The sequence below is a fragment of the Saprospiraceae bacterium genome (assembly GCA_026129545.1).
Classification (GTDB): domain Bacteria; phylum Bacteroidota; class Bacteroidia; order Chitinophagales; family Saprospiraceae; genus M3007.
The window spans coordinates 273,243-296,739 of record JAHCHX010000004.1; the positions used below are offsets into that span (position 1 = coordinate 273,243).

The 23,497-nt window shown below is 59.0% G+C and carries 13 protein-coding genes; 1 reads left to right on the forward strand and 12 read right to left on the reverse strand.

Annotated features, from left to right (window positions below; translation table 11 throughout):
- Nucleotides 1-267 precede the first annotated feature (267 nt).
- The 11 genes from KIS77_21285 to KIS77_21335 form a co-directional block, all read right to left on the reverse strand.
- Nucleotides 268-2,085, reverse strand: a complete 1,818-nt coding sequence (locus KIS77_21285) for a tetratricopeptide repeat protein (GenBank protein MCW5924867.1) — start codon at nucleotides 2,083-2,085, stop codon at nucleotides 268-270.
- A gap of 209 nt (nucleotides 2,086-2,294) precedes the next feature.
- Nucleotides 2,295-2,609, reverse strand: a complete 315-nt coding sequence (locus tag KIS77_21290) for a DnaJ domain-containing protein (GenBank protein MCW5924868.1) — start codon at nucleotides 2,607-2,609, stop codon at nucleotides 2,295-2,297.
- Nucleotides 2,610-3,337: 728 nt separating this feature from the next.
- Nucleotides 3,338-4,990: an adenine deaminase gene (ade, locus tag KIS77_21295; protein MCW5924869.1), complete on the reverse strand. Its 1,653-nt coding sequence runs from the start codon at nucleotides 4,988-4,990 to the stop codon at nucleotides 3,338-3,340.
- A gap of 171 nt (nucleotides 4,991-5,161) precedes the next feature.
- Complete coding sequence (locus tag KIS77_21300) at nucleotides 5,162-7,276, reverse strand: response regulator (protein ID MCW5924870.1); 2,115 nt, start codon at nucleotides 7,274-7,276, stop codon at nucleotides 5,162-5,164.
- A gap of 94 nt (nucleotides 7,277-7,370) precedes the next feature.
- The gene (locus KIS77_21305) at nucleotides 7,371-9,698 is read right to left on the reverse strand and encodes a tetratricopeptide repeat protein (GenBank protein MCW5924871.1); all 2,328 of its coding nucleotides are present in this window, start codon (nucleotides 9,696-9,698) and stop codon (nucleotides 7,371-7,373) included.
- 119 nt (nucleotides 9,699-9,817) lie between these two features.
- Nucleotides 9,818-12,808 (reverse strand): GH92 family glycosyl hydrolase, encoded by a 2,991-nt coding sequence (locus KIS77_21310; protein ID MCW5924872.1) that lies wholly within the window; start codon nucleotides 12,806-12,808, stop codon nucleotides 9,818-9,820.
- Between the two features lie 616 nt (nucleotides 12,809-13,424).
- The gene (locus tag KIS77_21315; GenBank protein ID MCW5924873.1) at nucleotides 13,425-15,932 is read right to left on the reverse strand and encodes a hypothetical protein; all 2,508 of its coding nucleotides are present in this window, start codon (nucleotides 15,930-15,932) and stop codon (nucleotides 13,425-13,427) included.
- A gap of 306 nt (nucleotides 15,933-16,238) precedes the next feature.
- Nucleotides 16,239-16,748 (reverse strand): hypothetical protein, encoded by a 510-nt coding sequence (locus KIS77_21320; GenBank protein MCW5924874.1) that lies wholly within the window; start codon nucleotides 16,746-16,748, stop codon nucleotides 16,239-16,241.
- A 365-nt stretch (nucleotides 16,749-17,113) separates the two neighbouring features.
- Nucleotides 17,114-19,384, reverse strand: a complete 2,271-nt coding sequence (locus KIS77_21325; GenBank protein ID MCW5924875.1) for a hypothetical protein — start codon at nucleotides 19,382-19,384, stop codon at nucleotides 17,114-17,116.
- A 158-nt stretch (nucleotides 19,385-19,542) separates the two neighbouring features.
- A complete protein-coding gene (locus KIS77_21330; protein MCW5924876.1) occupies nucleotides 19,543-20,043 on the reverse strand; it encodes a hypothetical protein in 501 nt (166 codons plus the stop codon).
- A gap of 172 nt (nucleotides 20,044-20,215) precedes the next feature.
- Nucleotides 20,216-21,325: a hypothetical protein gene (locus KIS77_21335; GenBank protein ID MCW5924877.1), complete on the reverse strand. Its 1,110-nt coding sequence runs from the start codon at nucleotides 21,323-21,325 to the stop codon at nucleotides 20,216-20,218.
- 606 nt (nucleotides 21,326-21,931) lie between these two features.
- Between KIS77_21335 and KIS77_21340 the strand changes: the two genes are divergently transcribed.
- The gene (locus KIS77_21340; protein ID MCW5924878.1) at nucleotides 21,932-22,162 is read left to right on the forward strand and encodes a hypothetical protein; all 231 of its coding nucleotides are present in this window, start codon (nucleotides 21,932-21,934) and stop codon (nucleotides 22,160-22,162) included.
- 855 nt (nucleotides 22,163-23,017) lie between these two features.
- Here the strand turns inward: KIS77_21340 and KIS77_21345 are convergent.
- Nucleotides 23,018-23,497 (reverse strand): hypothetical protein (locus tag KIS77_21345; GenBank protein MCW5924879.1); only part of this gene is annotated, 480 nt, incomplete at its 5' end.

The window sequence follows — 23,497 nt, forward strand, 5'->3', positions numbered from 1 at the left end:
ACGCGGCGGGTGTTGGACGCTCAAAAGTAGGAAGCCCCGACGGAACAAAAAAGGGAATGAAAAAGAGAATGGAGGCATTCGAAGGCGCGTAAGAGCAGTGTGTAACTTTGCCCCACTAAGTTGTCACAATGAAGGCATCTGGACAAAGCCTGTGTAATCCAAAAAACCCTAAAAAGAGAAATTCAAACTCGATGATTGCTAGGGCAGCCCTCGTCCGCCATGCAAGGCGACACGAGGGCTTGCTCTTTCGAGGAGGAGGGATGGGGTTCACTGCACTTTGTCTCCCCGCAGGATTCTGAATCGCTTTCGGGCATCCACCGCAAACACGCTGCCGGAGTAGTCCATGAATATCTTCTCATACAGTTCTTTTGCCTTTTCCACATCGTTCATCCTGAACTCGTAGAGTTGTGCCAAGGCGTAGAGCGAGTTGTCGGCTCGAATGTCGTCTGGGAATTTTTCGACCACCTGCTGGTAGAGCGCGATGGCCTGATTGTAGTCGCGCTTCCGCTCGTAAATCTGCGCTTTCAGGTAGAGCACGTCGTCTTGCAGGGAGTGGTCAGGAAAGTCGCGGAGCAATGTGTCGAGTTTCAAAAACGCTTCCTCGAAGCGGTTTTGGAACATGAGCAGTTCGGCGCCTGCGTAGAGCGAAATGGCCTCGGCGGTGGTGTCCAAATTGAGGTTGTCCATGATGAAGACCGAGAGGTCGAGCGCGTCGTTGGCGATGAGTTTGGAAGTGGATGCTTTTAGCACGTCGAATTGCGCCTGCGCCCATTGAAAATCGCCGTTGAAATAGGATAGTCGAGCGTTTTTGAATCGCGCCTCTTGGCCGAGTTGTTCCTCTTTGAAGTCTTTGTCCACTTGGCTGTAGAGCAGGGTGCTTTCCCAGATGTCGCCGTGAATCAGGTAGTAGTCGGCGAGGCTGATTTTGGTGCGAGCCAACGTGTTGCGGTCGAGGCCGGCGGTGTTTTTCAGGTTTTCCAGCAAGTCTATGGCTTTGGGCAGGTTATTGATGTAATAGGCCTCCAAGTCGGCGAGTTGCATCACGATGTTGGCCGTTTGTTTGCCCCTGCCGTATTGGTTGAGGAAGTTCTCGTAGTCTGTTTCCAGAATTTTCAAATCTTCTTGCGTGTAGTCGAAGCCTTCCGTTATCTTCTTGCGCCGGCACTCCATGGATGCGCGTTTGGCATCGAAAAAGAATGGGTTGAGCTTGCCTTTTTCCGTCACCAGATAATCATAGGCGGCTATGGCGGTCTCATAATCCTTGGCATCGGCGGCATCGTTGGCTAATCGGTAGATGCGCTGCCCCGGTTCGTTGAGGCGCTTGTCGAGGGCTTTATATTGGCGCAAGGCGCTTTTGAAATCCTTGCGTTGCACGAACGACCATGCGAGCAACTCGATGTAGTCGGGGTTTTCGCTGGTCTGAATGCGAGCGTAGAGCTGCGACTGCAATTCGGTAAAATCCGAAGGTGCCAGATAGCGCGATAGAAGGGTCTGGATGGTGGGCAGGCGACCGGGGTCGGCGTTCAGCGAGTTCAAGTATTGTTCTACCATCTTGGCTGGCTCGCCTTTGCGGCGGTAGAGTTCGCCGAGGTTGAACGAAAAGCGATGGGGGTCTTTGAGCATTTGGGCGCCGCGCTCGTACACCCGTATAGCCCAGTCGTATTTGGTGTTGCTCATAAAAAGCGATGCCAACCTATTGACCGACATATAATCGGGCGACATTTTCTCGATGGCGCGTTGATATTGCGCGTTGGCCTCGTCGGTCTTGTCCATCCGTTCGAACAGGTTGCCGTAAGTGACGTAGAGCGTCATGTTTTCCGGCGTTTTTTTGATTTGCTTTTTGATGGCTTTCTCGCACTCGTCGTAGCGTTCGAGCATGAGCAAGCAGTCCACGTAGCGGTTGAAAATGCCTTCGTTGCGGTCGTCGCGTTCGAGCATCTGACCGTAGAGGGAGGCGGCTTTCTCGTATTCGCCGCTGTTGAAATACTGGTTGGCAAGGTTCAAGTCCTGCGCCTGCAAGGCAGGGGCGGTTAGGCTAAAAAAAAGTGCCGCCAACGCGGCTAGGGGCAATATGCTACTTCTCATGCGTAATTACGATTGAGGGTGTTATTGGCAAAGGTAAACCCTGATGTAAATGATATGCGAGATTGCCATGTTTGTTCGGAACGGTTTTCGGGGATTTGAGAGGGTGTTTTTTTGCAAATCATTTTTTTATCGGGCATAAAAGGATTAACGCAGCAAGGGCGGGTTGTGTTTCGCGGTTCGGCAAACAGCCGGAATAACCGTGCCAACGTTCATTTTCTGGCTTCCACTATGCGCTCGTAGGCTTCGGTGATTTGCTGGAATTTTTCTTTGGCGTGTCGGAGCGCCTCTGCGGAGGCTCCATTGGCCGCCATTTTGTCGGGGTGCCATTTCACGGCTAGCGAGCGGTATTTTTTCTTGATGGCCTCTAGGGAATCGGATGGTTGGGCGCCCAGAATGGCGTAGTGCGGGTCGAGTGGTGTCCAGCGTTGTTGCGGTGCCGATTTCGACTGGTAGTATCGGCTTTTGAGGCGCTCATATTGCAGGCGCCCGATGTGAAAGATGCCTGCTGCCCGAAGCAAGAGCATTTCTTCACGCGGATGTAAGCCGCCGTCGGCGGCGGCCATTGCAAACAGCAGGTCCATCATGTTCATCACATGGTGGCGCTCTTTGCCGAAATCGCGATAGAACGCTCGCGCATAATGGTCGAACGGGTCCATCGAGTCCTTTGCCTGTTTCCAGATTTTGATGGCTTGCGTGCGGCCTCGGTCATTCATGCGGAATTGGTTGCGCATCAAGAACTCCATGTGGGCGATTTCTTGACGGTTCACCGCTCCGTCGGATTTTGCCAATTTGGCGCAAAGCGAAAAAACGTGATAGAGGAACTCGCCTTGCTTGCGCTGGTATGCCTTGAATTCGGCGTCGGCGGCTGAGATTTCTTTGGGTTTGTCGAACAAAAAATGACCCACCAACGAACCCACGATAAACCCGATAAGCCCTCCAAACGGAACGCCCGCGAGGTCGAACAGAAAAATTCCGATGAGGCCGCAAATGATTTTGCCTTTGAGTTCCAAGGAATGGGTCGGATTGGTTGAAGTCTAAAAAACCGTTTTAAACCCTGATGAAAATGATTTGCGAAGTTGTCTTGATTGATAATAATGATTTCCAAGGATTTGAACAATCATTGTTTCGCAAACCACTTTCCGTTGGGAAAAAAAACTCCATTGTGTAGGTGTGGCATGACGGCTCGTGAGAATTTTAATTTGTCATTGCGCTCAAAAGCGGTCATGCCCCTCCTATTAAAAGTGCTGCAAAACTAAGGCATTTCCACGGGCACAAAGCTGAACCTGTCCACATCGAAAAGTCCCAAATCCGTCATTTTAAGTTTTGGAATCACTGGCAGCGCCAAGAACGAAAGCACCATGAATGGCGCGAGCAGCGAACAGCCGTTTGCTGCCTTCACCCACGCATCCAACTGGGCATAGTCGCGGGCCAAGTCGTAGCCATTGCGTTGGCTCATCAGACCAGCGATGGGCAGTGGCAACACTCGGGTGTCGCCAGCCCCGTCGGTGGCACAAATGCCTCCTTGCGCTCCCACGATGGCGTTCACGGCTTCCGCCAACGCGGCATCGTCGGTGCCGACCGCGACGATATTGTGCGAGTCGTGCGCCACGCTCGATGCGAGCGCCCCTTGCCGCAATCCGAAGCCTCGCACCAAACCGATGGCAGGCGGCGCGTCGGGTGCGTAGCGGTTGGTCACGCTGATTTTTAGCAGGTCGCGGCTACTGTCGGCCAGCACCCGTCCATCCGCGGCGGGCATCTGTTCCGAGGCAGCGCCTGTCACTATCTGGCCGTCGTGGGCTTCGATGATGCGGCAGTTGGCCCAACCCGTTCGGGAGGAGGTTTGAAGTTGGAAATCGGCAGCCTTTTTGAGTTTTGCCAAAAAATAATTGGGTGCGTTGGCGGGCAAGTAGGGTAGTAGGGTTTGTCCGTTTTCTGCCACCTTGCTGCCGTTGAGCCAGGTCTCCAACACGCGAAACGTGTTCAGGTCTGTCACTCGGATGAAATCTGCCGGCTCGCCCTCGCGCAACAATCCCACTGGCAGGCGGTAGTGCTCGACGGGGTTGACGCAGGCGGCGGTGAGTGTGTCGAACAAGTCGCAACCGTTGCCAATGGCGCGTGCGGCCAGCTCGTTGATGTGGCCGCGCACGAGGTCGTCGGGGTGTTTGTCGTCGCTACAAAACATGATTTGGGTAGGGAAAACTTTCAATAGCGGCCAAAGTGCTTCAAAATTTCGGGCGGCGCTTCCTTCCCGAATCAGGATTTTCACCCCCATTCGGGCTTTTTCCAAACCCTCCTCATAGGTGAAGCACTCGTGGTCGGTTGAGATGCCAGCGGCGAAGTAGCGGCGGGCATCGTCGCCGCGCAAACCGGGTGCGTGGCCATCCACGGGTTTGCCCAAGCGTTGGGCGGCAGCTATTTTTGCCAAACAGGCGGCATCGCCCTGCAACACGCCGGGGAAATTCATCATTTCCGAGAGATAGCCAATGGCGGTGTGCTGCAAGAGCTGTTCCACTTGCTCCGTTTTCAGGGTGGCCCCCGCGGTCTCAAAGGTCGTGGCTGGGACGCACGACGGCGCGCCAAAGCAAAACTTGAATGGCACTCGCGCCGCATCGTCGAGCATATACGTCACGCCATCCATGCCCAACACGTTGGCAATCTCGTGTGGGTCCGACACGGTGGCTACCGTGCCATGCACGACGGCCAACCGCGCAAATTCGGATGGTGGCAACATGCTGCTTTCGATGTGGACGTGGGCATCCACGAACCCTGGCAGCAAATAGCCGGACGTGGCGGGTGCGTCGCTGATTTCTCGGATACGGCTGATGCGACTGCCTTCTATCGTGATGGCTGCCGGATAGATGCGGCGTTGTCGCAGGTCAACCAATTGAGCCGAAATCGTCGTCATGGACATGTGTTTGGGTAAAAAGGACTGTAAAAACTATGGTACTGGCACATTTTCATATTCTCAGACTGGCACATTATCCCTAAGTGCTTCGCCAAAATTAAGCAAATCTATTTTTGACACAAACAATTGGCTCCCAATGCATATGGCGGATTTGCAAATCCGCCGTACTGCTCATATTTTGAAGGTTTTATCAAAAAGCACGCAGGAGTGGCGAATTTCTTTCATCAGTTGCTCGATGGTTTCCACCATTGTTTGGGGGGCAGTTCCTTCGAGCAGACGTGCTTCCACGCGGGTTGCCAATTCGGCGGTTTGCGGCAGGCCAATCATTTTGAGTTGGGGTTTCAGGGTGTGCACGACGCGGCGGAGTGCCTCGCGGTCGTCGGTTCGGAGGGCGGCCTCGATTTTGGGCAGGCTTGTCTGTGCCGATGCCAAATAGAGGCCAATGTATTTTTGGATTCGGTTGTGGTCGCCGCCCGTCATTTGTTCGAGAAACGTCAAGGCGTGAGTGTGTGCGCTGGGCGGGGTTGAGGTCGTGGCAGGGGCGGAGCTTATGCCTGCCTCGTCACTCCCTTGGCGGTTCGATGTGACTTTGTGCAATGCTTCCATCAATTCGCTTTCGCGGAAGGGCTTGGGCACCACGACGTTCATGCCTGCGGCTTCGCATTGCTGAATTTCGGCTTTTGTGACGGAAGCGGTGAACGCGACGATGGGTAGCGCATGGAGGGGCGGCGGCAAGGCGCGAATAGCGCGGGTGGCCTCGAGGCCGTCCATTTCCGGCATATTCACATCCATCAGAACGAGGTCGAAGGTGCCTGTTTTTACTTTTTCAAGTGCTTCAAGGCCGTTGTGGGCCAGTTCTATGGTGGCATCGGGCAGCATCAGTTCGAGGGTTTCTACGGCTACCACGCGGTTGTATTCGTTGTCTTCAGCCACCAAAATGCGCAAGCCTTCGAGTGTTTTCCGATGAACGGGTGTCGCGGTGGTTTCTTCTTTTTGCAAATAGGTTTTTTCGCTGATAGGCAGTCTTAGGTCGAAACTAAAAACGGAGCCTTGTCCCGGTGCGCTTTGCACTTCGATGTGGCCGCCAAAGAGTTCCACGAGTTGTTTTGAAATGGCCAAGCCAAGCCCGGTGCCTCCGTAGCGGCGGGTGGTGTCGTCGGCGGCTTGGCGAAAGCGTTCAAAGACGGCAGCCGTTTGCGCGGGGGTCATGCCCACGCCCGTGTCGCGCACCTCGAATCGCAGCCGACAGGCGCCAGCTTCTTTTTTAAGCAGTCGAACATCAAGTCGCACGCTGCCTTGCTCGGTGAATTTTACGGCGTTCCCTGTGAGGTTGAGCAGGATTTGTTGCAGGCGGACGGGGTCGCCGATGAGCGCGGGCGGGACATCGGGCGCGCAGATGGCCTCGAACGCCAGCCCTTTTTCTGCCGCGCGAAAGCGCAAGGTGTTGGCCACCTGCTCCACCACGTGCGTCGGGCTGAAGTCTGTGTGTTCGAGTTCCATGCGTCCGGCTTCTATCTTGGAGATGTCGAGGATGTCGTTGAGGATGACTAGCAGTGCCTGGGATGCGTGGCGAATGCTGTCGAGGTATTTGAGTTGGTCGGGTCGTGGTTTTTTTTGCAGGAGGATGTTGGTCATGCCGAGCACGGCGTTCATCGGTGTGCGGATTTCGTGGCTCATGTTGGCGAGGAATTGTTGTTCGAATCGCTCGCTTTGCTCGGCGCGTTGCCGCTGGTATTCGGCTTCTTGTTTTTCGGCTTCGGCTTTGGCGCGAAGCAGTTCGGCCTCTTCTTTTTGCTGCATGAGTTGGGCGGTTCGCTCGTCCACGAGGCGAGTGAGCTCTTCTTCGCGGCGGCGCAGTTCTTCCACCACGCGGTCGGTCTGGTAGCGCAGGCGTTGGGTGAGGGTGCCGACGATTTTGCGGAGCACATCGGGGTCGTTGCGGAGCACTTGGAAAAACACGTCGCGTCCGACGACGGCAAGCGTGGTGGGTTCGGTGGCTGTCACCGACATGGAGCGGGGGCCTTCGTCGAGGAGGGCGAGCTCGCCGAAGCAGGTGCCTTCCGGCATCATGGCGACGGTGTAGTCCTCGTCGTGGACTTTCACGCGGCCTTGCAGGATGAGGTAGAGCGAGTGGCCCGGTTCGTTTTTGTGAAAGACGACGGCATCGGTGGAGAAGTGCTCAATGAGGCTTTCTGCCGCCAATTGTTCCAAGATGGCGGGGGGGACGCTGCTGAGGAGGTCCATCCGGCTGAACTGGGTGGCAAGTGCGGTGGGTGCGGGTTTCATGCGAGGCCAAAAATAAGTCAGGATTTCTCATTTGTATTTTTGGAGGCTGCGAAAAGCAGATATAGGCTCGTCAGGTGCGGGGTTTCCTCAAATTTCATGATTCCACAAAATACATCTCCACCAACCCTTTGTTGTACACCTGCTTTTTCCCGCGCGGCGTGACTTTGAACAAGTGTTTCACGGCCTCGGCGGTGGCTTTTGATATGTTGATGCGACCGGGCTCGCCGTGTTCTTCCAAGCGTGCGGCGAGGTTGACGGCATCGCCCCAGATGTCGTAGGCGAATTTGTTTTTGCCGATGACGCCTGCCACGACGGGGCCTGTGTGGATGCCGATGCGCATTTCGCGGAATATGGCTCTTGCGTGTTCGCGGTTGCGGCGGGCGAGCCAGCTCGTCATCTCTAGGGCGGCTTTCACGGCATCTTGTGGATGGGTGTCGTTTGGCACGGGCAGGCCGCCTGCGCACATGTAGGCATCGCCGATGGTCTTGATTTTTTCGAGGCCGTGTTTGTCGCAGATTTCATCGAAAGCGAGGAAGCACTCGTCTAGTTCTTCAATCAGCTCATCGGGCGAGAGCTGGGCGGACAGGCGGGTAAAATTGACAAAATCGGTGAACAGCACGGTGGCGGATTCGTAGTGTCGCGGCGTGGCGTAGCCGCTGGTTTTGAGTTCGCGTGCCACTTCGTCGGGCAGGATGTTGAGCAGCAGTTGGTCGCTTTTGCTGCGTTCGGTGGCAATCTCTTTGTTCTGGGCTTGTATCTGTTGGTTTTGCTCGTTGAGTTGTCGGTTGGTGCGGCGTGCGTAGAGCCAGCTGGCTCCCAATATGCCCAAGATGGCGAAGAGCATGAACCCGATGCTGTAAGCAAACTGCCGGAAATCGGCTTGCTGGCGGCGTTGGTATTCGGCTTCTCGCTGCGCTCGCTCCAGCTCTTGTGCGCGGCTGGTGCTGTCGGCCAAGCGGTTGGCTCGCTCGATGGCTTCTTGGCGGCGCATGTCGGCGATGAGGTTGTTTTGGTTGAGCACGTCGAGGCGTTGGGCGGCGAGGCGGAGCTCTTGTTGGGCGCGGAGGGCTTCGAGGGTTTTTTGGCGGATGTTGGCTTCGTCCACCTCTTTCTGTTTTTGCAAAAGGAGCACTTCGTCGCGTTTGCGCTGCGCGTCGAGGGCGAGGTTTTCGTTGAGCAGTCGGAGTTTGTCTTGTTCGTAGAGCGATTGTTGTAGTTCGAGTTCCTTGAAGTTTTGCCGGGCGATGAGGTATTTGATTTGGGCTTCGGCGGCGGCGAGCAAGCCGCGCTGTTGTTCTATGCGTTGCTGGCGCGTGCGGTCTTCGGTACGAATGGTGTCGAGTTGGGTGAGGTAGTTTCGGTAGTAATCGAAGGCTTTTTCGAAGTCGTAGAGTTGGTGGTGTATTTCGGCGGCGGTTTCGTAGGCGTTGGCCAATGTTTGGCGTTGTTTGGTTTGTTGGGCGTATTTGATGGCCAGTTCGGTGTGGGTGAGCGCGTTGTAGAAGTCGTTGTCGCTGAAATAGACGCCGGCCACGAGGTGTTCGAGATTGGCGAGGGCTGCCCAGTCTTGTCTGGCAAACAGGATGTCACGGGCTTTGAGGAGGTATTCGATGCCGCGTCGGGTTTCGCCTGTGTTGTGGAGTGTCACGCCGAGGTTGGCATACATGACTTCGGGGTAGTCGCAGGGGATGTAGATGCACTGGAGCTCGGCTTTTCGGAAGTATTCGAGGGCTTTGGCATAGTCGCGGTCGCGGACGTATTGGCGGCCAAGGTTGTTGTAGAGGAGCGATTTTTCTTGTGCGGTGCCCCAAGTCTCGATGATGCGCTCTATGGCGGAGTAGTAGTAGATGCTTTTGCCGGAGTCGCCGCGTTGGTCGTAGGCGTTGGCGAGTTTTTGATAGATATGCACGAGGCGGGGGTTGTTGCCGTCGTATTTGAATTTGATGATGAGTTGTTTGTAGTAGTGTTCGGCTGTGTCGAATATGGCTTCGTGGAGGGCTGCGTCGGCGAGTTTTTCCATCGTCTCGAAGTCCTGCGGGGTGTCTTTGAGCACTTCGCCGTAGTAGCGGAGCGCGTGTTTGTGGAGGTTTTCGCGCAGGAAGATGTCGCCAAGCGCACGATTGACGATGGGCAGGGAGGGGCTGCCCGGTTGGAGTTTGGATTCGGCCTCCAAGAGATGTTGGAGGGCGGCTTCGGTTTTGCCGGTTTTGTCGCAGAGGTCGCCCAGAAAAATGGAGGCTCTCACGATGCCGTCGTTGTAGGACAAGTCGCGGGCGATTTTGAGGCTTTGGCTGGCCCACGTTTCGCGTTCGGCATGCTCGGTGGCTTGTCTGGCTCTGTCCAGCAGTTTGTCGGCCTCGAAGGTGCTGTGTCCTGAGGGGTCGGCGGTTGGCTGGCTGTGGAGGGTGGCGAACGCCAGCAACAGGAGGTGGAATATGAGGGCGAGGTTTTTGATTTTGAACGATGATTTTGATGAATGCGAAGAACCGATTTTTTTGACAAATCCTGCATTTCAATTTAAGTGCCGCGGGAGGCGCAAGCTTATTCCACCACAATTTCATCCGAAAACACCCAGCTCGCATAGCCCGCGCCTTTGTGCCATTCGGGGCATTTTCCCAGCGAAACGCCGACCACCCGAACATAACGCGCTTTTTTCCCTTTCAATTCGAGGACAAAATCTTTTTGCAAAACACCCTTTTCGGTCGGTGGCACTTCACAAACAACTTCTCCGACGGGGCTGAAATTTTGCCCGTCGCCCGAAATTTCTACCCGCATCTTGGTTGGGAAAAATACCCAAGCGTTTTCGTCTTGCATAAATCCGACGCTTACCTTGTTGATTTGTTGGATTTTGCTCAAATCCAACACCACGTCGAGATTCGTCCCCTCGAAGCCTTGCCAGTCGCCCGTGCGGAAATCCGCGCCGCCCCTAATGCCGTCAATGAGGCCGTTGTCGCCGCGAGCGGTGTATTGGGGGGAGTAGCGGGTGTTGTAGCGGTGGAGGCTTATGTCCGAGCGGATTTCGGTGAAAAAGAAGGTGTCCAACTTGGTGTGCCGTTCTCCACGTCCGGCATAAAAAACAATCATGCCGGAGCCTTTGACGGGAATAGGCTGGGTGTAAACAGTTGATTGTTTGGATTTTGCCTTATCGGAATCGAGGGTGTAATAAATCGTCGCATTGGGAGCGAGGCAACCGAGTTCTACCATCTGTTCCCCTTTGTAGCCGCGCTCACCTTTGGCTACAAACGGCATGGGCAATGCGAGAGGCGTCGTTATCACCGAATTGGGGAAGTTCCACATCGGGTCCCTTGAAAACAACTCCTCTGCTGTGGGTATGTTGACCGTTTCAAATTCCAACAAACCGCCGGCAATCAACTCTTCGTGCGTGATGTAGGTAGATAAAGATGTGTACGATGTGCCGATTTTAGTCTCGTGTTTGGCTCTTTTTATCAAAACACCCGGCTCTAAGTTCGGAGGAAACTGAAGCACAACTGGCGGCTTCCCGTCGGCGCGAATCGTAATTTTTTGGAACCACGGCGCTCCCAACACATACTCTCCCTGGCCCGGCACAGCGGGGTAAAAACCCATGGCCGAGAACACCAGCCAAGCCGACATTTGGCCGCAATCTTCGTTGCCAATCAAACCATCGGGACGGTTAGCATACATTTCATCCAAAATCTGCCGGACGAGTTGCTGCGTTTTCCATGGTTCCTTGACGAATGAGTACAGGTAAGCGACATGGTGACTTGGCTCGTTGCCATGCACATACTGGCCGATGAGTCCCGTGATGTCGGCCTGATTGCGCCCGGTCGTTTTGGTGCTTGCGGCGAAAAGGCTGTCCAATTGTCGGGCAAGCAAGGTTGGGGACTGCGCAAACAAATCTACCAAACCCCTGAAATCTTGCTGAACAGCAAAAAGATACTGCCACGCATTGGCTTCCGTGTAGTTGAAATTGACCTCGTAGGGGTCGAAAGGCTCGTACCACGTTGCGTTGCTTTTTGCCCTGAAAAAACGGGAAGTCGGGTCGAACAGGTTTTTATATGACTGCGCCCTCAAGTAAAACTCCTCGCTTGTCTTTTTTTCACCCACCAAACTTGCCATGCGGGCGATGCACCAATCGTCGTAAGCATACTCCAACGTTTTCGACACCGACTCTGGCTCTTTGTCAGCCGGGACATAGCCCCGCTCGCGGTAATGCTTCAGGCCGTATCGGTCGCTATTGGCGCTTTTCAACATGGCTTCCAGCAGTTTCGGATAGTCTTTTTCATCCACCAGTTTTTTCGTGACCGCGTCATAAATCACCGGAATCGCGTGGTTCCCAATCATGCAATCCGTCTCGTTGGCCGCCAATTCCCACACCGGCAGGAGGCCACCTTGCTCGTATTGGCGCAAAAAGGTTTGGATAAAATCATTCGTGCGTTTCGGCTCCAAAATCGTGTGCAGCGGGTGCAGGGCGCGGTAAGTGTCCCACAGCGAAAAAACGGTATAGACATCGTGGGTCTCCCCTCCTTTGGAGGGGTTGGGGGAGGCTTGATGGATTTTGTTGTCGCGCCCGCGATACTGCCCGTCCGCGTCGTTCCAGATGTTGGGTGCAAGCATCGTGTGGTAGAGCGCCGTGTAAAAAATCGTCTTTTGCTCGTTGGTGCCGCCTTCCACTTCGATTTTGGAGAGTTGGCGCTGCCATTTGGCCTGCGTTTCGGTTTTTATTTTTTCAAAATCAAAATGAGCGCACTCGGTCTCCAAGTTCTTCCGCGCTCCCTCAATGCTCACTCCTGAAATGCCGACCGTGACCACGAGTGGCTCGCTGTCGTTGTAAAAATCGAGCAAGCCCACAATGGCCTTTCCCGTCAACGCGGGGGTGGATTCGCGGGGGTTTTTGCTCATGTCAAGGATTTTTGAGGCAAAAAACGGCCTCGAAAATCGCGCGACGAAATAGACGTGTTGTTCTTTGGCCCAAGCGTTTGAGATGCGGTAGCCTTCTATTTCGCGGTCGCTAACGCGCTTCATGTACGAATCCAGCACCTCGTCGCGGTGGCGCAAGTCAATCAGGATATGGCCGCGCTCGCGGTTGCCGGGAAAAGTGTAGCGATGCACCCCGACGCGCTCGGTGGCCGTGAGTTCTGCGAGTATTTTGTCTTTTTCGAGAAAAACAGAGTAGTAGCCCGCCTCGGCTTTTTCTTTTGATTTTTTGAATTTCGAGGCGTATTCGGCAGGTTCCAATTGTGCTCCGCCCGTAAAGGGCATGAAGAGAATGTCGCAATAATCGGCCACGCCCGTGCCGCTCAGGTGGGTGTGCGAAAAGCCGTAGATGATTGAATCTGAATAGTGGTAGCCCGAGCAGCCGTCCCAATCCATCATGTCAATGCGCGTGTCGGGGCTGAGTTGCACGAGGCCGAAGGGGGCCGTCGCGCCGGGGTAGGTGTGGCCGTGGCCGCCCGTGCCGATGAAGGGGTTGACGTGTTTTATCTGGGCGATGGCCGCCGTCCATTGGCTGTTGGCGGCAAGCAAAATGAGCAGGAGAAGGCGCACGAACATGGGCAGGCAATTTTGACTGCCAAAAGTAGGGGATGGGTTGCAGGGGAGGGCGTCGTTGGGAGGAAAATCGTCCTTCAACAATCAATTTGGTTGAATAGGAGGTATCTCGCGCTTTGACTTGATTCAAATGACAGCCATTCTCGCTTTGTCGGGTTCTGAGGTGCCATCCCGGAAGCATGGAGGGGTGACACCTCAAAAACAGGTCGAGATGTCACCTTTTTCGTTCCTCAAAAGATGACACCTCTCACAAACCGAGAATGGCTGACGATTTATGCATCAATTGGAAGGTTGCCGTTCCGCGAAACCTTCCAATGTTTCAAAATTTCGTAAACGTTGCTGGTACCGATGCACTTTCTTGAACGCTTTGTCAACTCTTCTCCCTCAAGGCAAACGCATCAAAATCGCACAAACCTCGGAGAGGTCAAATGTTGGTAAAAGCGCCCCGTTTTCGCGATGATTACGACCCCGGAGGGGTCGAATGTTGGTGCTCTGTTTTCCGCAATAGACATTTGACCTCTGCGAGGTCATGGTAATTATCACAAAAACACACCATCTCTACCAATATCAAACCTCTCCGAGGCCAGTTACATTTTGAAGAGTTTACCCTGCCCCCCCGTCACTCGCACCCGCAGAACCTGTCCACAAGGTTCCTCACCCGAAAGTTGAGGTACCCGTGCTCCCCGGGCATGGCGAAGTCCGAGGGGCAGAGCGTCACCGTCAGTTCGTGCGCGTCGGTCGTCTCGTGTCGCGACAGGAGCGTCTGCCCGCCCTGCTCCACCAGCCACTCGAGCCCGAATGGCGGGGTGCCCGTCAGGGCGAGCAGCACGTCGGCGCAGCCGTCGCGGCACACCGCCTCGGGGGGGCTGCCGACGGCGACGGCCGGCCTGTGCCGCCATCGGGCCACGGGGCCCTTGGCCAGCGAGAAGCAGGGGGCCGCGGCGTTGATGCTGTCGTTTGGGAGGAGGGGCCCGGCGATGACGGCCACGAAGTATGCGGTGTCGGGGTGCATGACGCCTGGCAGGAACGGGAAGAGGAGCGAGTCGGAGTACTGGACGATGCTGCCCATGGGGTCTTGGGGGTTGGTGTAAAGGATGAGGCGGAGGGTGTCGCCCGGCTCGAGGGCGTGGTTTCCGGGGAGGGCGACGGCGAGTGTGGCGGTTCCGCAGGCGTTGAGGGCGGCCGTGTCGAGGGTTCCGGCGGAGGTGGCGCAGCATTTTTCCACCGTGACGGAGAAGGTGTGGGGCTGGCCGGGGCATCCCTGTGGGGACACGGGGGTGACGGTGAGGGTGGCCGAGACGGTGGCGGCGACGTTGGCGGCGACGGCGGCGATGTTTCCGGTTCCGGCTGGTGGCAGTCCGACGGCGGGGTTGTTGTTCGCCCAGTTGAAGGCGGCGCCGGGGGAGCCGGAGAAGGTGACGGCGATGGGGGCGCCGCCGCAGACGGTGACGTTGGGCGGCGGGTTGAGGGCTGGTGTGGCGGCGACGGTGACGGAGAAGGTGTGCGGCTGGCCGGGGCAGCCGAGGGCGACGGGTGTGACGGTGATGTTGGCCGTCTGCTGGACGGGCGACTGGGTCGCGGTGAATACGATGAGGGAGCCGGTTCCGGCGGGTGGCAGTCCGACGAAGGGGTTGTCGTTGGCCCACTGGAAGTTGGTTCCGGGCGGCGCGTCGAATCCGACGAGGACCTGCTCGCCGCCGCAGGCGGTGACATCGCCGGGGGGCTGCATGACGGGCAGGGGGTTGACGGTGACGAGGAAGGTTCGGGGCTGGCCGGGGCAGCCGTCGAGCTCTGGGACATAGGTGACGGTGGCCGTCTCGGTCTGGGTGACGTTGGCGGCGCTGGCGGCGATGTTTCCGGTTCCGGCTGGTGGCAGTCCGACGGCGGGGTTGTTGTTCGCCCAGTTGAAGGTGGCGCCGGGGGAGCCGGAGAAGTTGACGGCGACGGGGGCGCCGGCGCAGGCGACGATGTTTGGCAGTTGGGCGGCGGTGGGTCTTGGCCTGACGGTGATGGCGAGGGTCTGCGGTGGGCCGGGGCATCCGAGCGCGGTGGCCGTGACGGTGACGGTGGCGGTCTGGGTGGCGGCGACGTTCGCGGCGGTGAACGCGATGTTTCCGGTTCCGGCGGGTGGCAGTCCGACTGCGGGGTTGTTGTTCGTCCAGTTGAAGGCGGCGCCGGGGACCGGGCTTGAGAAGGTGACGGCGACGGGCTCGCCGGCGCAGACGGAGACGTCCGGCGGGTCGTCGGTGGTGGGGGCGGGGTTGACGGTGACGGTGAGGGTGACGGGCGGGCCGGGGCAGGAGACGGCGCCGAGGGTGTAGAGGGGTGTGACGGTGATGTTGGCGATTTCCTGCTGGGCAACGTTTGCGGCGGTGAACGAGATGTTTCCGGTTCCGTTGGCTGGCAGCCCGATGGCGGGGTTGGGGTTTTCCCATGCGAAGGTGGCGCCGGGGCTGCCGGAGAGGGCGACGCTGACGGGTGCCCCGGCGCAGGCGGTGACGGGCGCGGGCGCGTTCGCGCTGGGCGTGGGGAGGACGGTGATGCTAAAGGATTTGTATGTTGAACTGCACCCGTCAACAACAACCAATGCCGCAAACCCTATCGATATCGGTGTAAACACAACAGGAGCAGTAAATTCGATGTCCCCGAACCCGGAGGAGGGTATCCCCCCTATTGGTTGGTAACAAACCCAGTAATACTCTGCTACCGGGTCTCCCGGCCCGTAAAAATCAACGTGCACATGCTCCCCGCTGCATACGGTCATGTTTTGGAAGCCGTAAAAAACTGGAGGGGGAATAACGTTAATGCTCATGCAAACAGGCGTGTTGTCATAGCAGGGATTGGTGGGCGTGGCGCACAACTGCACGGCTCCCGGATCGCCCCAAACGATGTTCACGCTTTGGCCCGTGGATGGCCCCACAAACGACCCGATGGCGGGCGGCGGCGGGTTGAGCGTCCACACCAGATTGGCCGCGCCCGAGTTGGGTATCGAGTAGGTGGATAGTTGCAGCCAGCATATTTGAGGGTTCTCCGGGCCGACAATCGGCTCGAGCGGGGGGCATTGGGCACGGGATTGCCGACAGCCAAAAAGTAGGGCCGCCACCAGAACGGGTAGATATTTTTTCATGGGAAAAGTCAGACGAGCGTTTGAGTGGAAAAGATGAGGAAGCTGTCCCAAAAGGTTGATGAGGGTTTATCAAAGTTTATGAAGGTTGATATTTTGATTCGGAAAGGCAGAGATTCATGCCGTTTTTCACTCCACATATCAACTTTCATCAACCGTATCAACCTTTTGAGACAGGCTCCAAATCGCCTTGTGTCACATAGATTGGAAAGCCGGAACCCTCCATGAAATCTTGGTATTGAAAAAATGCGCCGCGCCGCGTCAAGCCCAGCATTGCATGAAGTGTTCCGGCTTGCGTGTCAAAAACGGTCATTGACAGCCACTTCCGGTAACGGTACAGTTGGCGTTGGTGCGGAAACAACGTTTCTCGAGGGGCGGGATGTCAACGACGGCGGGGGTGCTGTTGTCGAACACCACCTCGACCTTCACCGTGTCCGTGGCGCTGTCATTGGTGATGCAGACCCTGCCGGAAAAATCAATACAATGTTCTCTTGGTGCATTTTCTGGGAAAAAACCGGACAATTTCTTGTCAAAAGTGGGGTCGCATCCAGAATCACAATCATCCAGCGGGCCCGGAGTTTGTGGGAAACTACCGCAGAGGGTGAGATTCGCGTCGCTGAAGGCCGTCACCGACAGGTTGCAATATCCCGGCTCGGTGCAGGTCGCCCGCTCAGTCACCTGTACGTCGCTCGGCGGCGCGGGCGCTTGCCGCTCGGCCTGCTCGCGGTGGCAGGAGACGACGACGTTCAGGAGGAGCAGGGCTGCTACCGCGAGCGCGAGGGTCGTGCGGGGGGGGGGGGCAAAAATTGACTTTTTCATTGTCTCAAAAATTTAGGAGGTGAGGGGAGTGGCGGCTTTCGGGCGCGGGCCGCCATTTGTTTCGCGCAACAAAGTTAGCCAAAAACTTCGCGGTCGGGCAAGGCTTTGGGGCGGAATTTTCCCCCGCGCGGGGCGTTTTTTGCCCAACAATGCGTTGCCGCGCCCCTCCCGTCACTCGCACCCGCAGAACCTGTCGGCGAGGTTCCTCACCCGAAAGTTGAGGTACCCGTGCTCCCCGGGCAGGGCGAAGTCCGAGGGGCAGAGCGTCACCGTCAGTTCGTGCGCGTCGGTCGTCTCGTGTCGCGACAGGAGCGTCTGCCCGCCCTGCTCCACCAGCCACTCGAGCCCGAATGGCGGGGTGCCCGTCAGGGCGAGCAGCACGTCGGCGCAGCCGTCGCGGCACACCGCCTCGGGGGGGCTGCCGACGGCGACGGTCGGCCTGTGCCGCCATCGGGCCACGGGTCCCTTGGCCAGCGAGAAGCAGGGGGCCGCGGCGTTGATGCTGTCGTTTGGGAGGAGGGGCCCGGCGATGACGGCCACGAAGTAGGCGGTGTCGGGGTGCATGACGCCTGGCAGGAACGGGAAGAGGAGCGAGTCGGAGTACTGGACGATGCTGCCCATGGGGTCTTGGGGGTTGGTGTAAAGGATGAGGCGGAGGGTGTCGCCCGGCTCGAGGGCGTGGTTTCCGGGGAGTGCGACGGCGAGTGTGGCGGTTCCGCAGGCGTTGAGGGCTGCCGTGTCGAGGGTTCCGGCGGAGGTGGCGCAGCATTTTTCGACGGTGACGGAGAAGGTGTGGGGCTGGCCGGGGCATCCCTGTGGGGACACGGGGGTGACGGTGAGGGTGGCCGAGACGGTGGCGGCGACGGTGGCGGCGACGGCGGCGATGTTTCCGGTTCCGGCTGGTGGCAGTCCGACGGCGGGGTTGTTGTTCGCCCAGTTGAAGGCGGCGCCGGGGGAGCCGGAGAAGGTGACGGCGATGGGGGCGCCGCCGCAGACGGTGACGTTGGGCGGCGGGTTGAGGGCGGGTGTGGCGGCGACGGTGACGGAGAAGGTGTGCGGCTGGCCGGGGCAGCCGAGGGCGACGGGTGTGACGGTGATGTTGGCCGTCTGCTGGACGGGCGACTGGGTCGCGGTGAATACGATGAGGAGCGGTTCCGGCGGGTGGCAGTCCGACGAAGGGGTTGTCGTTGGCCCACTGGAAGTTGGTTCCGGGCGGCGCGTCGAATCCGACGAGACCTGCTCGCCGCCGCAGGCGGTGACATCGCCGGGGGCTGCATGACGGGCAGGGGTTGACGGTGACGAGGAAGGTTCGGGGCTGGCCGGGGCAGCCGTCGGCTCTGGGACATAGGTGACGGTGGCCGTCTCGGTCTGGGTGACGTTGGCGGCGCTGGCGGCGATGTTTCCGGTTCCGGCTGGTGGCAGTCCGACGGCGGGGTTGTTGTTCGCCCAGTTGAAGGTGGCGCCGGGAGCCGGAGAAGTTGACGGCGACGAGGGGCGCCGGCGCAGGCGACGATGTTTGGCAGTTGGGCGGCGGTGGGTCTTGGCCTGACGGTGATGGCGAGGGTCTGCGGGGGCCCGGGGCATCCGAGCGCGGTGGCCGTGACGGTGACGGTGGCGGTCTGGGTGGCGGCGACGTTCGCGGCGGTGAACGCGATGTTTCCGGTTCCGGCGGGTGGCAGTCCGACTGCGGGGTTGTTGTTCGTCCAGTTGAAGGCGGCGCCGGGGACCGGGCTTGAGAAGGTGACGGCGACGGGCTCGCCGGCGCAGACGGAGACGTCCGGCGGGTCGTCGGTGGTGGGGGCGGGGTTGACGGTGACGGTGAGGGTGACGGGCGGGCCGGGGCAGGAGACGGCGCCGAGGGTGTAGAGGGGTGTGACGGTGATGTTGGCGATTTCCTGCTGGGCGACGTTTGCGGCGGTGAACGAGATGTTTCCGGTTCCGTTGGCTGGCAGCCCGATGGCGGGGTTGGGGTTTTCCCATGCGAAGGTGGCGCCGGGGCTGCCGGAGAGGGCGACGCTGACGGGTGCCCCGGCGCAGGCGGTGACGGGCGCGGGCGCGTTCGCGCTGGGCGTGGGGAGGACGGTGAACCCTGTGGTTGTTCCGGCCCCCCTGCAGCTCCCCATGTACGTCTGTATCACCACTACGCTGCTCGTAGGCACATACACGTCAGACACGGTGAAGGTGATGTCGTTGGTGCCGGAGGGCGGTATCCCGATGAACTGATTGGTGGAGTTCCAGATAAAGGTCATCCCTGGAGGCCCGTAGTCGCCCAGATTGATGCTGATAAAATCGCCGGGACATACGGTGTCGCTAGGCAACGGATTCATGTAAGGTAACAATGCAACGCTGATAGTCAGGCAGATGGGGGTGTTGTCGTAGCAGGGGTTGGTGGGCGTGGCGCACAGCTGCGCCGTGCCACCCGCGTCCCAGTCGACCACAACCGTCTCGCCGCTCGCAGGCCCTATGAACTTGCCGATACTCGGGTGGTTGCCAGTGAGTGTCCACACCAGATTGGCATCGGCGGAGTTGGGTATGGTATATGTGTCGGGGTTGATATTGGTGCAGGCCTGCGTTTCGGATGGCCCCTCGATGGGCCCAAGCGGCGGGCATTGGGCAAACACGGCGAGGGGCAACATTGCCTGAAGTAGAAGGTGGGATAAATATCTGGCCATAAGAAAAAAAATTGCGTTGCATAAGGTCGCTTCCGGCAGTCAGCGAGCTGCCGGAAGCGGATAGGGTATGCCACGATGAAAGGAGAAGGCGCGGCGGCGACCCAAGATGCGTGCTGTCCGGCTCAGAGGCATCCGTCGTTCGTGTCGCCGCAGTTTATGGAATGAAAGCAATGCTGGCCGGATGGGGGGATGTTGACTTGCATGGCCGCGCCGGAGCCAAACTTAACCGTCACGGTGACCGTGCTGCTTCCATTGTTTGTGATGCAGACAGAACCAGTCTTCTCTATGCATCGCTCTCTTGGCACGTTTGCGAGAAACATCCCGGACAGCTCCTTGTCGTTGAACGGGTCGCAGCCAGTGACGCAGCCCGGAAGCATTCCGATGTCAATGGGGAAGCTGCCACAGAGTGTCAAGTCTGCATCGCTGGAAGTGGTTACTGACAGGTTGCAAAAGTCTGGGTCGGTGCAGGTTGCCCGGTCAGTCACCTGTACGTCGCTCGGCGGCGCGGGCGCTTGCCGCTCGGCCTGCTCGCGGTGGCAGGAGACGACGACGTTCAGGAGGAGCAGGGCCGCTACAGCGAGCGCGAGGGTCGTGCGGGGGGGGGCAAAAATTGACTTTTTCATTGTCTCAAAAAATTTGGGAGGTGAGGGGAGTGGCGGCCTTTGGGCGCGGGGCGCCATTTGTTTCGCGCAACAAAGTTAGCCAAAAACTTTGCGGGCGGGCAAGGCTTTGGGGCGGAATTTTCCCCCGCGCGGGGCGTTTTTTGCCCAACAATGCGTTGCCGCGCCCCTCCCGTCACTCGCACCCGCAGAACCTGTCGGCGAGGTTCCTCACCCGAAAGTTGAGGTACCCGTGCTCCCCGGGCAGGGCGAAGTCCGAGGGGCAGAGCGTCACCGTCAGTTCGTGCGCGTCGGTCGTCTCGTGTCGCGACAGGAGCGTCTGCCCGCCCTGCTCCACCAGCCACTCGAGCCCGAATGGCGGGGTGCCCGTCAGGGCGAGCAGCACGTCGGCGCAGCCGTCGCGGCACACCGCCTCGGGGGGGCTGCCGACGGCGACGGCCGGCCTGTGCCGCCATCGGGCCACGGGGCCCTTGGCCAGCGAGAAGCAGGGGGCCGCGGCGTTGATGCTGTCGTTTGGGAGGAGGGGCCCGGCGATGACGGCCACGAAGTATGCGGTGTCGGGGTGCATGACGCCTGGCAGGAACGGGAAGAGGAGCGAGTCGGAGTACTGGACGATGCTGCCCATGGGGTCTTGGGGGTTGGTGTAAAGGATGAGGCGGAGGGTGTCGCCCGGCTCGAGGGCGTGGTTTCCGGGGAGGGCGACGGCGAGTGTGGCGGTTCCGCAGGCGTTGAGGGCGGCCGTGTCGAGGGTTCCGGCGGAGGTGGCGCAGCATTTTTCCACCGTGACGGAGAAGGTGTGGGGCTGGCCGGGGCATCCCTGTGGGGACACGGGGGTGACGGTGAGGGTGGCCGAGACGGTGGCGGCGACGTTGGCGGCGTTGGCGGCGATGTTTCCGGTTCCGGCTGGTGGCAGGCCGACGGCGGGGTTGTTGTTCGCCCAGTGGAAGGCGGCGCCGGGGGAGCCGGAGAAGGTGACGGCGATGGGCGCCCCGCCGCAGACGGTGACGTTGGGCGGCGGGTTGAGGGCTGGTGTGGCGGCGACGGTGACGGAGAAGGTGTGCGGCTGGCCGGGGCAGCCGAGTGCGACGGGTGTGACGGTGATGTTGGCCGTCTGCTGGACGGGCGACTGGGTCGCGGTGAATACGATGAGGGAGCCGGTTCCGGCGGGTGGCAGTCCGACGAAGGGGTTGTCGTTGGCCCACTGGAAGTTGGTTCCGGGCGGCGCGTCGAATCCGACGAGGACCTGCTCGCCGCCGCAGGCGGTGACATCGCCGGGGGGCTGCATGACGGGCAGGGGGTTGACGGTGACGAGGAAGGTTCGGGGCTGGCCGGGGCAGCCGTCGAGCTCTGGGACATAGGTGACGGTGGCCGTCTCGGTCTGGGTGACGTTGGCGGCGTTGGCGGCGATGTTTCCGGTTCCGGCTGGTGGCAGTCCGACGGCGGGGTTGTTGTTCGCCCAGTTGAAGGCGGCGCCGGGGGAGCCGGAGAAGGTGACGGCGACAGGCGCCCGGCGCAGGCGACGATGTTTGGCAGTTGGGCGGCGGTGGGTCTTGGCCTGACGGTGATGGCGAGGGTCTGCGGTGGGCGGGGCATCCGAGCGCGGTGGCCGTGACGGTGACGGTGGCGGTCTGGGTGGCGGCGACGTTCGCGGCGGTGAACGCGATGTTTCCGGTTCCGGCGGGTGGCAGTCCGACTGCGGGGTTGTTGTTCGTCCAGTTGAAGGCGGCGCCGGGGGCCCGGGCTTGAGAAGGTGACGGCGACGGGCTCGCCGGCGCAGACGGAGGCGTCCGGCGGGTCGTCGGTGGTGGGGGCGGGGTTGACGGTGACGGTGAGGGTGACGGGCGGGCCGGGGCAGGAGACGGCGCCGAGGGTGTAGAGGGGTGTGACGGTGATGTTGGCGATTTCCTGCTGGGCAACGTTTGCGGCGGTGAACGAGATGTTTCCGGTTCCGTTGGCTGGCAGCCCGATGGCGGGGTTGGGGTTTTCCCATGCGAAGGTGGCGCCGGGGCTGCCGGAGAGGGCGACGCTGACGGGCGCCCCGGCGCAGGCGGTGACGGGCGCGGGCGCGTTCGCGCTGGGCGTGGGGAGGACGGTGATGCTAAAACTTTGCCCACTACCTTGACATGTTCCCACATACGGGAAAACGTTAATGCCACTACTTGTCGGCACAAAAACTTCGGCAGCGATAAAAAAAATGTCGCCGGAGCCGGAAGGGGGGATGCCCGTGAATTGGTTGCTTGCCGTCCACTCGTAGGTCTGTCCCGGCGGACCGTTGAAAGCCACACTCACTTGCTCGCCGGGACAGACGGTTATGTGGGGAGGATCTTCCACTATGGGTGGAGGAGCGACATCAATATCCATGCAAACAGGCGTGTTGTCATAGCAGGGATTGGTGGGCGTGGCGCACAACTGCACGGCTCCCGGATCGCCCCAACCGATGCTCACGCTTTGGCCAGTAGATGGCCCCACAAACGAGCCGATGGCGGGCGGCGGCGGGTTGAGCGTCCACACCAGATTGGCCGCGCCCGAGCTGGGTATCGAGTAGGTGGATAGTTGTTGCAAGCATACTTGAGGGTTCTCCGGGCCGACAATCGGCTCGAGCGGGGGGCATTGGGCAAGGGATTGCCGACAGACAAAAAGAAGAACCCCCACCAGAACGGGTAGATGTTTTTTCATGGGAAAAGTCAGACGAGCGTTTGAGCGGAAAAGATGAGGAAGCTGTCCCAAAAGGTTGATGAGGGTTTATCAAAGTTTATGAAGGTTGATATTTTGATTCGGAAAGGCAGAGATTCATGCCGTTTTTCACTCCACATATCAACTTTCATCAACCGTATCAACCTTTTGAGACAGGCTCCACATCGCCTTGTGTCACATAGATTGGAAAGCCGGAACCCTCCATGAAATCTTAGTATTGGAAAAATGTGTCGCGCCGCGCCCAACATTGCATGAAGTGTTCCGGCTTGCGTGTCAAAAACGGTCATTGACAGCCACTTCCGGTAACGGTACAGTTGGCGTTGGTGCGGAAACAACGTTTCTCGAGAGGCGGGATGTCAACGACGGCGGGGGTGCTGTTGTCGAACACCGCCTCGACCTTCACCGTGTCCGTGGCGCTGTCGTTGGTGATGCAGACCCTGCCGGTGGTATTGATACAATGCTCTCTGGGCGTGTTTTCAGGGAAGAAGCCTGATAATTCCTTGTCAGATGTAGGATCGCATCCAGAATCACAATCATCCAGCATACCTGAAATTTCTGGAAAACTACCGCAGAGGGTAAGATTCGCGTCGCTGAAGGCCGTCACCGACAGGTTGCAAAGGCTTGGGTCGTTGCAAGGCGCCCGCTCGGTGCTTGCCTCATCGCTCGGCGGCGCGGGCGCTTGCCGCTCGGCCTGCTCGCTGTGGCAGGAGACGACGACGTTCAGGAGGAGCAGGGCCGCTACCGCGAGCGCGAGGGTCGTGCG

What these genes read in the sequence shown, in the direction of transcription:
- KIS77_21340 (MCW5924878.1), top strand. Translation starts at nt 21,932, where the DNA reads ATGTTGGCGATTTCCTGCTGGGCAACGTTTGCGGCGGTGAACGAGATG.
- KIS77_21320 (MCW5924874.1), bottom strand. Translation starts at nt 16,748, where the DNA reads ATGAAAAAGTCAATTTTTGCCCCCCCCCCCCGCACGACCCTCGCGCTC.
- KIS77_21285 (MCW5924867.1), bottom strand. Translation starts at nt 2,085, where the DNA reads ATGAGAAGTAGCATATTGCCCCTAGCCGCGTTGGCGGCACTTTTTTTT.
- ade (MCW5924869.1), bottom strand. Translation starts at nt 4,990, where the DNA reads ATGACGACGATTTCGGCTCAATTGGTTGACCTGCGACAACGCCGCATC.
- KIS77_21290 (MCW5924868.1), bottom strand. Translation starts at nt 2,609, where the DNA reads ATGCTCTTGCTTCGGGCAGCAGGCATCTTTCACATCGGGCGCCTGCAA.
- KIS77_21330 (MCW5924876.1), bottom strand. Translation starts at nt 20,043, where the DNA reads ATGAAAAAGTCAATTTTTGCCCCCCCCCGCACGACCCTCGCGCTCGCT.
- KIS77_21300 (MCW5924870.1), bottom strand. Translation starts at nt 7,276, where the DNA reads ATGAAACCCGCACCCACCGCACTTGCCACCCAGTTCAGCCGGATGGAC.
- KIS77_21315 (MCW5924873.1), bottom strand. Translation starts at nt 15,932, where the DNA reads ATGAAAAAATATCTACCCGTTCTGGTGGCGGCCCTACTTTTTGGCTGT.
- KIS77_21310 (MCW5924872.1), bottom strand. Translation starts at nt 12,808, where the DNA reads ATGTTCGTGCGCCTTCTCCTGCTCATTTTGCTTGCCGCCAACAGCCAA.
- KIS77_21335 (MCW5924877.1), bottom strand. Translation starts at nt 21,325, where the DNA reads ATGCAGCCCCCCGGCGATGTCACCGCCTGCGGCGGCGAGCAGGTCCTC.
- KIS77_21325 (MCW5924875.1), bottom strand. Translation starts at nt 19,384, where the DNA reads ATGTTGCCCCTCGCCGTGTTTGCCCAATGCCCGCCGCTTGGGCCCATC.